The sequence below is a fragment of the Methylomonas sp. genome (genome assembly GCF_023228165.1).
Lineage (GTDB): Bacteria > Pseudomonadota > Gammaproteobacteria > Methylococcales > Methylomonadaceae > Methylomonas.
The window spans coordinates 135,799-148,568 of record NZ_JALOBS010000008.1 but is presented as its reverse complement, the minus strand read 5'-3'; the positions used below and the strand labels follow the sequence as shown (position 1 = coordinate 148,568).

The window sequence follows — 12,770 nt, the reverse complement described above, 5'->3', positions numbered from 1 at the left end:
ATGCGTTTTTCTATCCCGAGGTAGCGTGGATTGGCTAACGAAAATTAATAACAAAACCATAACGAAATGGCCGCAAAAGAAGATTTTTACAAATTGCTGGAAGTTGATCGCAACGCCAGTGAAGCCGAGATCAAGAAAAGCTATCGCAAGATGGCGATGAAATTTCATCCGGACAGAAACAAGGATAATCCCGAGGAAGCCGAGAAGAAATTCAAGCTGATCAAGGAAGCATACGAGGTGTTGTCCGATCCTAAAAAGCGATCGGCATACGATCAGTTCGGCCATGCCGGCGTCGATCCGTCCATGGGCGGACGCGGCGGATTCAGTGGCGCGGAGAGCTTCAGCGACATTTTCGGCGATGTGTTCGGCGATATCTTCGGCGGGGCCGGCGGACGGCAACAACGCAGCAATGTACAGCGTGGCTCGGATTTACGCTACAACCTGGAATTAACCCTGGAAGAAGCGGTTGGCGGCACCGAAGCCGTCGTTAAAGTTCCGGTGTTGGTGGCCTGTACCGAATGTAGCGGCTCCGGTGCTAAAAAAGGCAGTAGTCCGGTTATTTGTAGTACTTGCCATGGCCACGGCCAGGTCAGAATGCAGCAGGGCTTTTTTTCCGTGCAGCAAACCTGTCCGACCTGTCATGGTACCGGCAAGCAGATCAAAGACCCTTGTTCGAAATGTTACGGGCAGGGCCGGGTACAGGAAACCAAAACCCTCAATGTCAAAGTGCCGCCCGGCGTCGATACCGGCGACCGGATTCGCTTGGCGGGCGAAGGCGAGGCCGGCCTAAATGGCGGACCATCGGGCGATTTATATGTACAGGTTCAGGTTAAGGATCACACAATCTTTACCCGGGATGGGGCGAATTTGTATTGTGAAGTACCGATCAGCTTCCCAACCGCCTGTTTGGGTGGAGAATTGGAAGTACCGACTTTGGATGGCAAGGTTAAACTGAAAATTCCGGCCGAAACTCAGACCGGCAAGTTATTCCGCTTGCGCAGCAAAGGCGTCAAGCCTGTTCGTGGTGGTCCGACGGGAGACCTGTTGTGCCGGGTGCAGATCGAAACGCCGGTGCGCTTGACCAAGGAACAGCAGGCCCTGGTTGAGCAGTTGCAGGCTTCTTTGAGCGGCGGCGGTAAACAGCACAGTCCGCAGGAGCATGGCTGGATAGACGGCGTCAAAAGCTTTTTCGATAAATTGACGGGATAAGTCATGGTGAAAATTGCCTTGGTCGGCGTGTCCGGTCGGATGGGAGTTTGTTTGGTCAAAGCGGCGGCGTTGTCCGATCGGGCGAAGCTGACGGTGGCGGTGTCGCGTCCGGAAAGTCTGGCGGTGGGTAAGGATGCCGGTGAGCTTGCGGGTATCTCAACCTTGGGATTGTCGGTGGCCAACGACTTGGCGGCTGTTGTCGATCAATTTGATGTTTTGATCGATTTCACCCGGCCCGAAGCGTCGATGGAATATATCGAAATATGCCGACGGGCCGGTAAAAAAATCGTCATCGGCACCACTGGCTATTCCGACGAACAAAAAGCCCGGATTGCCGAAGTAGCCAAACAAATTGCCATCGTCATGGCGCCAAATTTTAGTGTTGGGGTTAATCTTTCGCTGAAATTGCTGGAAATGACGGCCAAAGTAATGGGCGACTACACCGATATCGAGGTCATCGAAGCTCATCACCGGCACAAAGTGGATGCGCCGTCCGGTACGGCTTTGCGCATGGGCGAAGTGGTGGCGGCGACCCTGGGTCGCGATCTGAAGGATTGTGCGATTTACGGGCGCGAAGGCGAGACGGGCGCTCGTGACCGTAAAACTATCGGTTTTTCTACCATACGGGCAGGCGATATCGTTGGCGAGCACACGGTAATGTTTGCCGATGAGGGCGAACGGGTGGAAATCACCCATAAAGCTACCAGCCGCATGACCTTCGCCAATGGGGCGGTCAGGGCAGCGATATGGCTGGAGGACAAGGCCGCCGGGCTTTACGATATGCAGGATGTGCTGGACTTGAAAAATTGTTAATGGACCTATCTGCCATAATTTCGTAAAATCACTACAGTTTTTATCTCTCTGGAACGGGATTAGTCGTCAGGCTCATCCCGTTTTCTACATCTAAGGTGGCCAATCTTGAATAAACCTGCATTACTGGTATTAGAAGACGGTACGGAGTTTCACGGCATTTCAATCGGTGTCGATGGTTGTTCCGTGGGGGAAGTGGTTTTTAATACGGCGCTCACCGGCTATCAGGAAATACTCAGCGATCCTTCTTATGCGCGGCAAATCGTCACGCTAACCTATCCTCACATCGGCAATGTCGGCACTAACAGCGAAGATGACGAGTCGGTGTCGGTATTTGCCAGCGGTCTGGTGATACGCGATTTACCGATGTTGGCCAGCAATTGGCGTATCGAAAAAACCTTGCCGGAATATCTGCGTGAAAACAAAGTGGTGGCCATCGCCGACATCGATACCCGCAAACTGACCCGCTTATTGCGGGACGGGGGGGCGCAACGCGGATGTATCGTGGCTGGCGAGGGAATCGACATTGAAGTTGCTAAGCGTGCGATTGAAGGTTTCCCTGGCTTGCAGGGCATGGATTTGGCTCGGGAAGTTACGACGAGCAGATCTTATGAGTGGCTTGAAAGCGTCTGGAAGCTGGGTGAGGGTCATGCCGAAGCGGCTAATTTTAGTAAGCATGTAGTGGCTTACGATTTCGGCGTAAAACGCAATATTTTGCGCTTGCTGGTCAAGCGTGGATGCCGGGTCACCGTTGTGCCGGCAACGACAGCGGCGGAAAAAGTATTGGCGATGAATCCGGATGGGGTGTTTTTGTCAAACGGCCCCGGCGATCCCGAACCTTGCGACTATGCGATTGAAGCCATCAAAACCATTTTGGAACATAAAATTCCGGTATTCGGTATCTGTTTGGGGCATCAATTACTGGCCTTGGCCAGCGGGGCCAAAACCGAAAAAATGAAGTTCGGCCATCACGGCGCCAATCATCCGGTGCAACACAAAGACAGCGGGCGAGTAATGATCAGCAGTCAGAATCATGGTTTCGCGGTCAGCGCCGATTCTTTGCCGGCTAATTTGCGGGCAACCTACCACTCGCTGTTCGACGGCAGCCTGCAAGGGATAGAACGTACCGATTGCCCTGCTTTCAGTTTTCAGGGGCACCCCGAAGCCAGTCCCGGGCCGCATGATGTCGAAGCCCTATTCGACGATTTCATCGCCTTGATGAATAGTCAGCCGAATCAGTCCCGTACCGCTTAAGTTTAATACAGAGTCCTATGCCAAAAAGAACCGACATTAAATCGATTTTACTACTGGGCGCCGGGCCGATTGTAATCGGCCAAGCCTGCGAGTTTGATTACTCAGGTACTCAGGCCTGCAAAGCCTTGCGCGAAGAAGGATACCGGGTGATTCTGGTCAACTCCAACCCCGCCACCATCATGACCGATCCGGACATGGCCGATGCGATTTATATCGAACCCATCGACTGGCAGACGGTGGAAAAAATTATCGAAAAAGAGCGCCCCGATGCGGTTTTGCCGACCATGGGCGGCCAAACGGCGTTGAATTGCGCTTTGGCGCTGGACAAACACGGCGTGCTGGAAAAGTACGGCGTGGAAATGATCGGTGCCAGCAAGGAAGCCATCAATAAAGCCGAAGATCGCGATTTATTCAATCAAGCCATGCGCAGGATTGGTTTGGAGGTGTCCAAGGCCAAAGTTGCCCACAGCATGGAAGAAGCTTTCGCGGCACAGGAAGAAGTCGGTTATCCGACCGTTATTCGTCCATCGTTTACCATGGGCGGCAGCGGCGGCGGTATTGCCTATAACCGCGAAGAATTCGTCGAGATTTGCGAGCGCGGCTTGTATTTGTCGCCAACCAGCGAATTGTTGATTGAAGAATCGATTTTGGGCTGGAAAGAGTTTGAAATGGAGGTGGTGCGCGATTCCAAGGACAACTGCATCATCATCTGTTCGATCGAAAACTTCGATCCGATGGGGGTGCATACCGGTGATTCGATTACCGTGGCGCCCGCGCAAACCCTGACCGACAAGGAATACCAAATCCTGCGTAACGCTTCGTTGGCGGTGTTGCGGGAAATCGGCGTCGATACCGGTGGTTCCAACGTGCAGTTTGCGGTGAATCCGGACAATGGCCGCCTGATCGTTATCGAGATGAATCCGCGGGTATCGCGTTCTTCGGCATTGGCCTCTAAAGCCACTGGTTTCCCGATCGCCAAAGTCGCCGCCAAATTGGCGGTAGGTTATACGCTGGATGAATTGCGCAATGAGATTACCGGCGACACTACCCCGGCCTCTTTCGAACCCAGCATCGATTACGTGGTCACTAAAGTGCCGCGTTTCGCTTTTGAAAAATTCCCGCAAGCCAATGACCGCTTGACTACCCAGATGAAGTCGGTTGGCGAAGTGATGGCTATCGGCCGGACTTTTCAAGAGTCCCTGCAAAAAGCCTTGCGCGGACTGGAAGTGGGCGTCGACGGCCTGGATGAGATCATCGATCTGGACGACGAAAATAGCGAAGACAGCATTCTGCGTGAGTTACGTTATCCAGGCCCGGAGCGTTTGTGGTATCTGGCGGATGCGTTTCGTAGCGGTATGAGTTTTGACGAGATTCATCAGGCTTCGAAAATCGATCCGTGGTTTTTGGCGCAGGTTGAGGATTTGGTCACTACCGAAAAAACCTTGTCCACCAAAACCCTGGCAACCCTGGAAAAAGGCGAACTGTTGCGTTTGAAGCGCAAAGGTTTTTCCGACAGACGTTTGGCCAAGTTACTGGAAACCAAAGAGTCGGAAGTGCGCAATATCCGCCATAAACAAGGCGTGCGTCCGGTTTATAAGCGCATCGATTCCTGTGCGGCGGAATTTGCCTCGGACACCGCTTATCTGTATTCGACTTACGAGCAGGAATGCGAGGCCAATCCTACCGATAGAGAAAAAATCATTATTCTCGGTGGCGGTCCAAACCGGATCGGGCAGGGTATCGAGTTTGATTATTGCTGCGTGCATGCGGCATTGGCGTTGCGTGAAGACGGTTACGAAACCATCATGGTCAACTGTAACCCGGAAACCGTTTCCACCGATTTCGACACCTCGGATCGGTTGTATTTCGAACCGTTGACGCTGGAAGATGTACTGGAAATCATCGACTTGGAAAAACCCAAAGGCGTTATCGTCCAGTACGGCGGGCAAACGCCGTTAAAATTGGCGCGAGCCTTGGAAGCTGCGGGTGCGCCGATTATCGGCACTTCGCCTGATTCTATCGATTTGGCGGAAGATCGAGAACGTTTCCAGAAATTGTTGGAGCGCCTGAGCTTGTTGCAGCCGCCCAATGCGACTGCGCGTTCTGTTGATCAAGCCATCAATTCAGCCAAAGAATTGGGTTATCCGCTGGTGGTGCGTCCTTCATACGTGTTGGGCGGTCGGGCGATGGAAATCGTCTTTAACGAAGAAGGCCTGCGTCGCTACATGAAAGAAGCGGTCAGCGTCTCCAACGATTCGCCGGTATTGCTGGATAGATTCCTGGATGATGCGGTAGAAATGGACGTCGATGCCATTTACGACGGCGAAACTGTTCTGATCGGCGGCTTGATGGAGCATATCGAGCAGGCGGGCGTACATTCCGGCGACTCGGCGTGTTCAATTCCGCCTTATGATTTGCCTGTGCATCTGCAAGATCAATTGCGCGCTCAGGTTGCAAAAATGGCCGAAGCGTTGGGTGTCTGCGGTTTGATGAATACCCAATTTGCCATTCAGGGCGAGACTATTTATGTGTTGGAGGTTAACCCAAGGGCGTCGCGTACCGCACCATTCGTGTCTAAAGCCACCGGTTATCCGCTGGCCAAAATCGCCGCCCGTTGCATGGTCGGTAAAACCCTGAAACAGCAAGGCATCACCAAAGAGCGTATCCCTGAGTATTTTTCAGTTAAGGAAGCCGTTTTCCCATTCATTAAATTCCCCGGCGTCGATTCCTTATTGGGGCCGGAAATGAAGTCAACCGGTGAAGTAATGGGGGTCGGTAAAACCTTTGGCGAGGCTTTTGCTAAATCGCAAAGAGCGGCTGGTGTCGACTTGAGTCAAAGCGGCAAAGTGTTGATTAGTATTCGCGATGCCGATAAACCTAAATTACCCGATTTGGCTAAGATGTTGATCGACAAAAATTATGAAATTGTCGCAACCCGGGGGACGGCTAAAGTCTTGAAGGCGGCCGGCATTCCATGCCAGGAAATTTTTAAGGTCAATGAAGGCCGACCGAATACGGTGGACATGATCAAAAACGGCGAGATCCAGTTGATCGTTAATACCACCGAGGGCGTCAAAGCCGTGGCAGATTCGTTTACCATGCGCAGGGAAGCCTTGCAGCGCAAAGTGACCTATTACACCACCATGGCCGGAGCGCGTGCGGCATGTTTCGCCCTGGGCGAGTTATCCGCGGGTTCCGTGAATTGTTTGCAGGATTTGCACAAAACCTTTAAAGGATGATGTTAGAAATGTTTTTAGGAGTTGTTTATGAATAAAGTGCCGCTAACAGTGGCTGGTGCCAATAAACTGCGTACCGAGCTGGAAGAGTTAAAAACCGTGGTCAGACCGCGTATCATTCAGGCAATTTCCGATGCCAGAGCGCACGGGGATTTAAAAGAAAATGCCGAGTATCATGCTGCGCGCGAGCAACAAAGTTTTGCCGAAGGCCGTATTGCCGAGATTGAGGGCAAGCTATCCAATGCCAATATTATTGACGTCACTAAAGCCGATGCCAACGGCAAGGTGGTATTTGGCGCCACGGTCAAAATCGAAGATCTGGATTCAGGTAAAGAAGTCAGCTATCAAATTGTGGGCGAGGATGAGGCCAATATTAAGGAAGGTCGCATTTCCGTGGGTTCTCCGATTGCCAGGGCCTTGATCGGCAAGGAAGTGGAAGATGTGGTGACGGTAAAGGCGCCAGGGGGCAATATTGAGTATGAAATTCTTGCGGTTGAGTATATTTAATCGTAAATAAAGACGGGATAGGGAGGTATCACCTCCCTAGCTTTACTTTTTGGGGTTTTTTCTGTAAATAACAATAATTTGCCCAATAGACTGAACCAGTTCCGCGTGAGCCTCCGCGCAAATCTGTTCACTGATGACCTTGCGATCATCTCGTTCGGCACGGATTTTGACTTTGATTAATTCATGCGCATCCAGCGCAAGATTGATTTCTTTCAATACTGCTGGGGTTAAGCCGGATTGCCCAATCATCACCACTGGATTTAGTGGGTGTGCCTGAGCTTTCAACTTCTTCTTCTCAATAGGGTTCACTCTGTTTCCTTTAGCTTTAAAAACCGAACAATTTTACACCAATCGATACTATGTCACGCACTAAAAGTAGTCATCAGTGGATGCAGGAGCATTTTCAGGATGAATATGTCAAAAAAGCGCAAGCGCTGGGTTATCGGTCGCGTGCGGTGTTTAAACTGATTGAAATTCAAGAGAAAGATAAAATTATTCGTCCTGGTATCAATATTGTTGACCTAGGGGCCGCGCCCGGCGGTTGGTCTGAATATGCCAGAAAATTGCTCGGTAAAAACGATAAAGTGATTGCTCTGGATCTACTGGATATCGAGCCGATTGCGGGAGTTGAGTTTATTCAGGGCGATTTTAGAGAAGACGATGTGTTAGAAAAACTTTATAAAGTGCTTGATGGTCAGCCCGTTCACTTGTTATTGTCGGACATGGCCCCAAATATAAGTGGTAACAAAGAGACGGATCAGCCCAGGTCAATCTATTTGGGGGAATTGGCTTTGGATGCGGCGAACAGTATTTTAGTTAAAGGCGGAGTGTTTTTAATTAAAATGTTTCAAGGGGCTGGGTTTGATGAGTACTACAATCAGGTGAGGCAGCGCTTTGCCAGTGTGGTGATTCGAAAACCCAAAGCATCAAGGGCCAGAAGTAATGAAGTCTATATTTTGGCAAAAGGTTTTAAATAGCTTGGTACACTCTACACAGTATCAGGTAAAGTTGGTCGGTAGGATGTAAGGTATTCCTGATAGAATTACTTGGTTTTAATATTTTAGGCCGTTTTACGGCCGGAGCGCGTAAATTGAGCGATATGATGAAAAATTTAGTGCTGTGGGTCGTCATCGCAGTAGTTTTGATGGCGATATTTAACAATTTCGGCTCCAGGTCGATCCGAAGCGATGCCACCTTGTCTTATTCGCAGCTGATCGATGCCGTGAAGGCGGGGCAGGTGCAGCAGGTTTCCATTGCCGACAACACTGTGACAGGCAGAATGCAGTCGGGGGATAAGTTTAAGACTTACATGCCGAATGATCCGCATTTGATTGATGACTTGTTGGCGAATGGTGTGGAGATCGTGGTTCGTCCGCCGGAAGAGCCATCGATGCTGATGTCGATCTTTGTCTCCTTCGGACCGATTTTGCTGTTGATTGCGGTGTGGGTGTTCTTCATGCGGCAGATGCAGGGCGGCGGTGTTGGCGGTCGCGGTGGAGCCATGGGGTTCGGCAAAAGCAAGGCCCGCATGCTGGATCAGGATCAGAATAAAGTCACGTTTGCCGATGTGGCCGGCTGTGACGAAGCCAAGGAAGAAGTGCAGGAGATGGTCGACTTTCTGAAAGACCCGGCCAAATACCAAAAATTGGGCGGTAAAGTGCCGCGCGGTGCTTTAATGGTGGGACCTCCAGGTACCGGTAAAACCTTGTTGGCCCGTGCAATAGCCGGCGAAGCCAAGGTGCCGTTTTTTACTATTTCGGGTTCCGATTTCGTGGAAATGTTCGTGGGTGTCGGTGCCTCCAGAGTGCGTGATATGTTCGAGCAAGCCAAAAAACATGCGCCCTGTATTATTTTTATCGACGAGATAGATGCAGTGGGTCGTTCGCGTGGTGCCGGGCTAGGTGGCGGTAATGACGAGCGCGAACAAACCTTGAATCAGTTGCTGGTCGAAATGGACGGATTCGAAGGTCACGAAGGCATTATTGTTATTGCCGCGACTAACCGTTCCGATGTGTTGGATAAAGCTTTGCTGCGTCCCGGTCGTTTCGACAGACAAGTCGTGGTCGGATTGCCGGATGTCAGGGGCCGCGAACAAATCTTGAATGTGCATTTGAAAAAAGTGCCTGTTTCGGACGATGTCAAAATCAAATATATCGCTCAAGGTACGCCGGGTTTTTCTGGTGCGGACTTGGCTAATCTGGTCAATGAGGCTGCGTTGTTTGCCGCCCGCTTTAACAAGCGTTTGGTCAGCATGGTCGATCTAGAAAAAGCTAAGGACAAGTTGATCATGGGCGCCGAAAGACATTCCATGGTGATGGACGAAAAAGAAAAGAGAATGACTGCTTATCATGAAGCGGGACATGCCATCGTAGGTAAGGTAGTGCCTGAGCATGATCCGGTCTATAAGGTTAGTATCATGCCGCGTGGTCGAGCATTGGGTGTGACCATGTTTTTGCCTGAGCGAGACCAATATAGTGCGAGTAAATGTAAGCTGGATAGTATGATTTCCAGCTTATATGGTGGCCGTATTGCGGAGGAACTGGTGTTCGGTTGGGAGCAAGTCTCAACTGGGGCTTCAAACGACATCGAGCGTGCGACCGAGTTGGCCAGAAATATGGTGACTAAGTGGGGCTTGTCGCAACGCTTGGGGCCATTGGCGTATAGTGAAGAGGAAGGCGAGATATTCCTGGGTCGCTCCGTGACTCAGCATAAATCGGTGGCGGAAGAGACCTCGCATACCATTGATGAAGAAATTCGTTCCATCATCGACAGGAACTATGAGCGTGCCGAAAACATCCTGAAAGAAAACATGGATATACTGCACGCGATGTCCGAAGCGCTGATGAAATACGAAACCATCGATAAGTATCAAATAGAAGATCTGATGAACAGAAAGCCGGTCAGAGAACCGAAAGGTTGGGACGATACCCCGCCCTCTTCAAACAGCGATATTGAGGTCGAACCTTGGAGTGCGGCTGATAAAGATCCGTCTATTGGTGATGCGGCCGAACAAGGCTAATCGTCGGACAATTTAAAAACAGAGAGAGGCTTCGGTCTCTCTTTTTTTTGTAAACAGGAAAGTGGAATTGGCTATGGCAAAAAAATATTTCGGTACCGACGGTATTCGCGGCAAAGTGGGAGAATATCCCATTACGGCGGATTTTATGTTGAAGTTGGGATGGGCGACCGGTCGGGTATTTGCCAAAGAAGGTAGTGGTTTTGTGTTGGTGGGTAAAGATACGCGTATTTCCGGCTATATGTTCGAGTCTGCCTTGGAGGCGGGTTTGTCCGCGGCAGGCGTAGATACTCGCATGCTGGGGCCTATGCCGACGCCGGGTATCGCTTATCTGACTCGCACTTTGCGGGCCAAGGCCGGCATAGTCATCAGCGCTTCACATAACCCGTATTACGATAACGGTATCAAATTCTTTTCCGTGAATGGCACCAAATTGCCGGACGAATTGGAACATCAAATCGAACAATATATCGATGCGCCCATGACCACGGTAGAGTCGGCGAAGCTGGGTAAGGTCAAACGGGTCAGCGATGCCGCGGGACGCTACATCGAATTTTGCAAGGCCACGGTGCCGCCGCATTTGGATTTTAAAGGCATGCGCATCGTCATCGATTGCGCGCACGGCGCCACCTATCATATTGCCCCGCACGTTTTTAGCGAAGTGGGTGCGGAAGTGGTGACCATAGGCGGAGAGCCTGATGGTTTAAACATTAATGACGAATGTGGCGCTACACATCCGGAAGCATTGGCGGCCAAGGTTTGGGAATACCGGGCCGATTTGGGTATCGCATTGGATGGTGACGGCGACAGAATCATTATGGTCGATCATAAAGGCGAGATCGTCGATGGCGATGAGTTGATTTACATCATTGCCAAATCCCGGCAGGAAGAAGGTAAATTGCACGGACCGGTAGTCGGCACCCTGATGTCGAATCTAGGTATGGAGCATGCCTTAAAAGCCCTTGGTATTCCGTTGTTTCGCGCTAATGTCGGCGACCGCTACGTAATGGAGTTGTTGACTGAAAAGAACGGTATGTTGGGTGGGGAAGGTTCCGGACACATTATTTGTCTGGATAAAACCACTACTGGTGACGGCATTGTTTCCGCGTTGCAGGTATTGGCGGAAATGCAGCGCACCGGTAAAAGCTTGCACGAATTAAAGTCCGGCATGAAAAAATATCCGCAGGTCTTGATCAACATCAGAACGGATAAAAAAGTTAAGCTCGACGAAATAGACGCCGTCAAAAAAGCCGTGGATGCGGTCGAGAAAAAGCTGGGAGACAAAGGCCGGGTATTGTTGCGTTCGTCCGGTACAGAGCCTCTGGTGCGCGTGATGGTTGAAGGCGTGGACGAAGATGATGTCAACAAATATGCCAATCAACTGGCCAACGATGTCAGGAAAGCAATCGTATCTTGAACTGAAAGCGTTCAAGGTTTATTATAGGCGGCTTTATTTAGCCTGGAGTATGTGATGCGGCAACCTTTGATCATGGGAAACTGGAAAATGAATGGCTCTCGGGAAGAGGGTGTGCAACTGGCGAAAGCTTTGGCGGACGGCTTGAATGCAGGCAGTCAAGAAGTTGCGGTTTGTGTTCCTTTTGTCTACTTGTCAGATATTCGCGGCGCATTGGCTTCATCACCTATTGCTTTGGGCGCGCAAAACGTAGCCGATCAAGCATCCGGCGCATACACTGGCGAAATTTCAGCGGCTATGCTGGTTGATTGCGGAGTTAAATACGCGTTAGTAGGCCATTCGGAAAGACGCTCTTACTATGGCGATACCAATCAAACCGTAGCCAGCCGTTTTTGCCAGGCTCAGAAACAAAATGTAGTGCCGGTATTGTGCGTAGGCGAAAGTTTGGAAGAGCGCGAACAGAACAAAACTTTCCAAGTGGTTGACCAACAATTGGATGCGGTTATCGATGCTGCCGGCATCGAAGCATTCGAAAATGCCGTTATTGCTTACGAACCCGTTTGGGCAATCGGCACCGGTAAAACAGCCAGTGACGAACAAGCGCAAGAAGTTCATCAATATATCCGTCGACGCATTGCGGATAGAAACCCTGCTATTGCCGGAAAAGTACAGATTTTGTACGGCGGTAGCGTTAAACCAGACAACGCTAAAGGCTTGTTTGCCATGCCGGATATCGATGGTGGCCTAGTAGGCGGCGCTTCGCTGGATGCAAAAGGTTTCTTGCAGATTTGTCATTCAGTTTAGTATTTTTGCTTTAGGATTAATATGCTGTATCAAATTATCATTGTTGTACACATCCTGTTAGGAATTGGGATTATTGGTCTGGTTCTGATGCAGCAGGGTAAAGGCGCTGACGCCGGTGCTGCTTTCGGAAGCGGTGCTTCCGGTTCGGTTTTCGGGGCTCAGGGCTCGGCTTCTTTCCTGTCCAGAACTACCGCAATTTTTGCCAGCTTGTTTTTCGTGACCAGTTTGGGCTTGGCTTTTTTGAGTGGTTATCATGGTAAGAAATCCGACATTATGGATGTGCCGGCGGTTGAAGAAGTGACCTCCGACGTGCCGTTATCGCAAAATAAAGCAGCTGACTCAGTGCCCGTGGCAACACTGCCCGAAGCGCCTGCAATTAAAGAAGTAACACCAGCGGAATAAATGACGATTAAGCCGATGTGGTGAAATTGGTAGACACGCCATCTTGAGGGGGTGGTGACGCAAGTCGTGGCGGTTCAAGTCCGCCCATCGGTACCAATTCAGGGCTTGAATAGTCCGG

11 protein-coding genes and 1 tRNA gene are annotated in these 12,770 nt (G+C 50.6%); 11 read left to right on the top strand and 1 reads right to left on the bottom strand.

The window, feature by feature from the left end; genetic code table 11:
* Positions 1-66 precede the first annotated feature (66 nt).
* The 5 genes from dnaJ to greA all read left to right on the top strand — a co-directional run bounded on the left by dnaJ (position 67) and on the right by greA (position 7,016).
* The gene (gene dnaJ, locus M0R33_RS07970) at positions 67-1,209 is read left to right on the top strand and encodes a molecular chaperone DnaJ (protein WP_292567593.1); all 1,143 of its coding nucleotides are present in this window, start codon (positions 67-69) and stop codon (positions 1,207-1,209) included.
* Between the two features lie 3 nt (positions 1,210-1,212).
* A complete protein-coding gene (gene dapB / locus M0R33_RS07965; protein ID WP_292567590.1) occupies positions 1,213-2,022 on the top strand; it encodes a 4-hydroxy-tetrahydrodipicolinate reductase in 810 nt (269 codons plus the stop codon).
* Between the two features lie 105 nt (positions 2,023-2,127).
* On the top strand, positions 2,128-3,273 hold the full coding sequence (gene carA, locus M0R33_RS07960) for a glutamine-hydrolyzing carbamoyl-phosphate synthase small subunit (RefSeq protein ID WP_292567587.1): 1,146 nt from the start codon (positions 2,128-2,130) through the stop codon (positions 3,271-3,273).
* Positions 3,274-3,290: 17 nt separating this feature from the next.
* Positions 3,291-6,512: a carbamoyl-phosphate synthase large subunit gene (gene carB / locus M0R33_RS07955; protein ID WP_292567585.1), complete on the top strand. Its 3,222-nt coding sequence runs from the start codon at positions 3,291-3,293 to the stop codon at positions 6,510-6,512.
* Between the two features lie 27 nt (positions 6,513-6,539).
* Complete coding sequence (greA, locus tag M0R33_RS07950) at positions 6,540-7,016, top strand: transcription elongation factor GreA (RefSeq protein ID WP_292567582.1); 477 nt, start codon at positions 6,540-6,542, stop codon at positions 7,014-7,016.
* Positions 7,017-7,058: 42 nt separating this feature from the next.
* Here greA and yhbY read toward each other — a convergent pair whose 3' ends face one another.
* On the bottom strand, positions 7,059-7,325 hold the full coding sequence (gene yhbY / locus M0R33_RS07945) for a ribosome assembly RNA-binding protein YhbY (RefSeq protein ID WP_292567579.1): 267 nt from the start codon (positions 7,323-7,325) through the stop codon (positions 7,059-7,061).
* 50 nt (positions 7,326-7,375) lie between these two features.
* On the opposite strand from yhbY, the gene rlmE reads away from it, so the two are divergent.
* From rlmE to M0R33_RS07915, 6 genes are all read left to right on the top strand, one after another.
* Positions 7,376-7,993, top strand: a complete 618-nt coding sequence (gene rlmE / locus M0R33_RS07940) for a 23S rRNA (uridine(2552)-2'-O)-methyltransferase RlmE (RefSeq protein ID WP_292567577.1) — start codon at positions 7,376-7,378, stop codon at positions 7,991-7,993.
* A 122-nt stretch (positions 7,994-8,115) separates the two neighbouring features.
* A complete protein-coding gene (gene ftsH, locus M0R33_RS07935) occupies positions 8,116-10,035 on the top strand; it encodes an ATP-dependent zinc metalloprotease FtsH (protein ID WP_292567574.1) in 1,920 nt (639 codons plus the stop codon).
* A gap of 73 nt (positions 10,036-10,108) precedes the next feature.
* Positions 10,109-11,449 (top strand): phosphoglucosamine mutase, encoded by a 1,341-nt coding sequence (glmM, locus tag M0R33_RS07930; RefSeq protein ID WP_292567572.1) that lies wholly within the window; start codon positions 10,109-10,111, stop codon positions 11,447-11,449.
* 54 nt (positions 11,450-11,503) lie between these two features.
* On the top strand, positions 11,504-12,250 hold the full coding sequence (gene tpiA, locus M0R33_RS07925) for a triose-phosphate isomerase (RefSeq protein ID WP_292567570.1): 747 nt from the start codon (positions 11,504-11,506) through the stop codon (positions 12,248-12,250).
* Between the two features lie 21 nt (positions 12,251-12,271).
* Positions 12,272-12,652: a preprotein translocase subunit SecG gene (gene secG / locus M0R33_RS07920; RefSeq protein ID WP_292567567.1), complete on the top strand. Its 381-nt coding sequence runs from the start codon at positions 12,272-12,274 to the stop codon at positions 12,650-12,652.
* Positions 12,653-12,663: 11 nt separating this feature from the next.
* Positions 12,664-12,748: transfer RNA gene (locus M0R33_RS07915), tRNA-Leu, on the top strand.
* Positions 12,749-12,770 lie beyond the last annotated feature (22 nt).

What these genes read in the sequence shown, in the direction of transcription:
- dnaJ (WP_292567593.1), top strand. Translation starts at nt 67, where the DNA reads ATGGCCGCAAAAGAAGATTTTTACAAATTGCTGGAAGTTGATCGCAAC.
- dapB (WP_292567590.1), top strand. Translation starts at nt 1,213, where the DNA reads ATGGTGAAAATTGCCTTGGTCGGCGTGTCCGGTCGGATGGGAGTTTGT.
- carB (WP_292567585.1), top strand. Translation starts at nt 3,291, where the DNA reads ATGCCAAAAAGAACCGACATTAAATCGATTTTACTACTGGGCGCCGGG.
- greA (WP_292567582.1), top strand. Translation starts at nt 6,540, where the DNA reads ATGAATAAAGTGCCGCTAACAGTGGCTGGTGCCAATAAACTGCGTACC.
- rlmE (WP_292567577.1), top strand. Translation starts at nt 7,376, where the DNA reads ATGTCACGCACTAAAAGTAGTCATCAGTGGATGCAGGAGCATTTTCAG.
- ftsH (WP_292567574.1), top strand. Translation starts at nt 8,116, where the DNA reads ATGATGAAAAATTTAGTGCTGTGGGTCGTCATCGCAGTAGTTTTGATG.
- glmM (WP_292567572.1), top strand. Translation starts at nt 10,109, where the DNA reads ATGGCAAAAAAATATTTCGGTACCGACGGTATTCGCGGCAAAGTGGGA.
- tpiA (WP_292567570.1), top strand. Translation starts at nt 11,504, where the DNA reads ATGCGGCAACCTTTGATCATGGGAAACTGGAAAATGAATGGCTCTCGG.
- secG (WP_292567567.1), top strand. Translation starts at nt 12,272, where the DNA reads ATGCTGTATCAAATTATCATTGTTGTACACATCCTGTTAGGAATTGGG.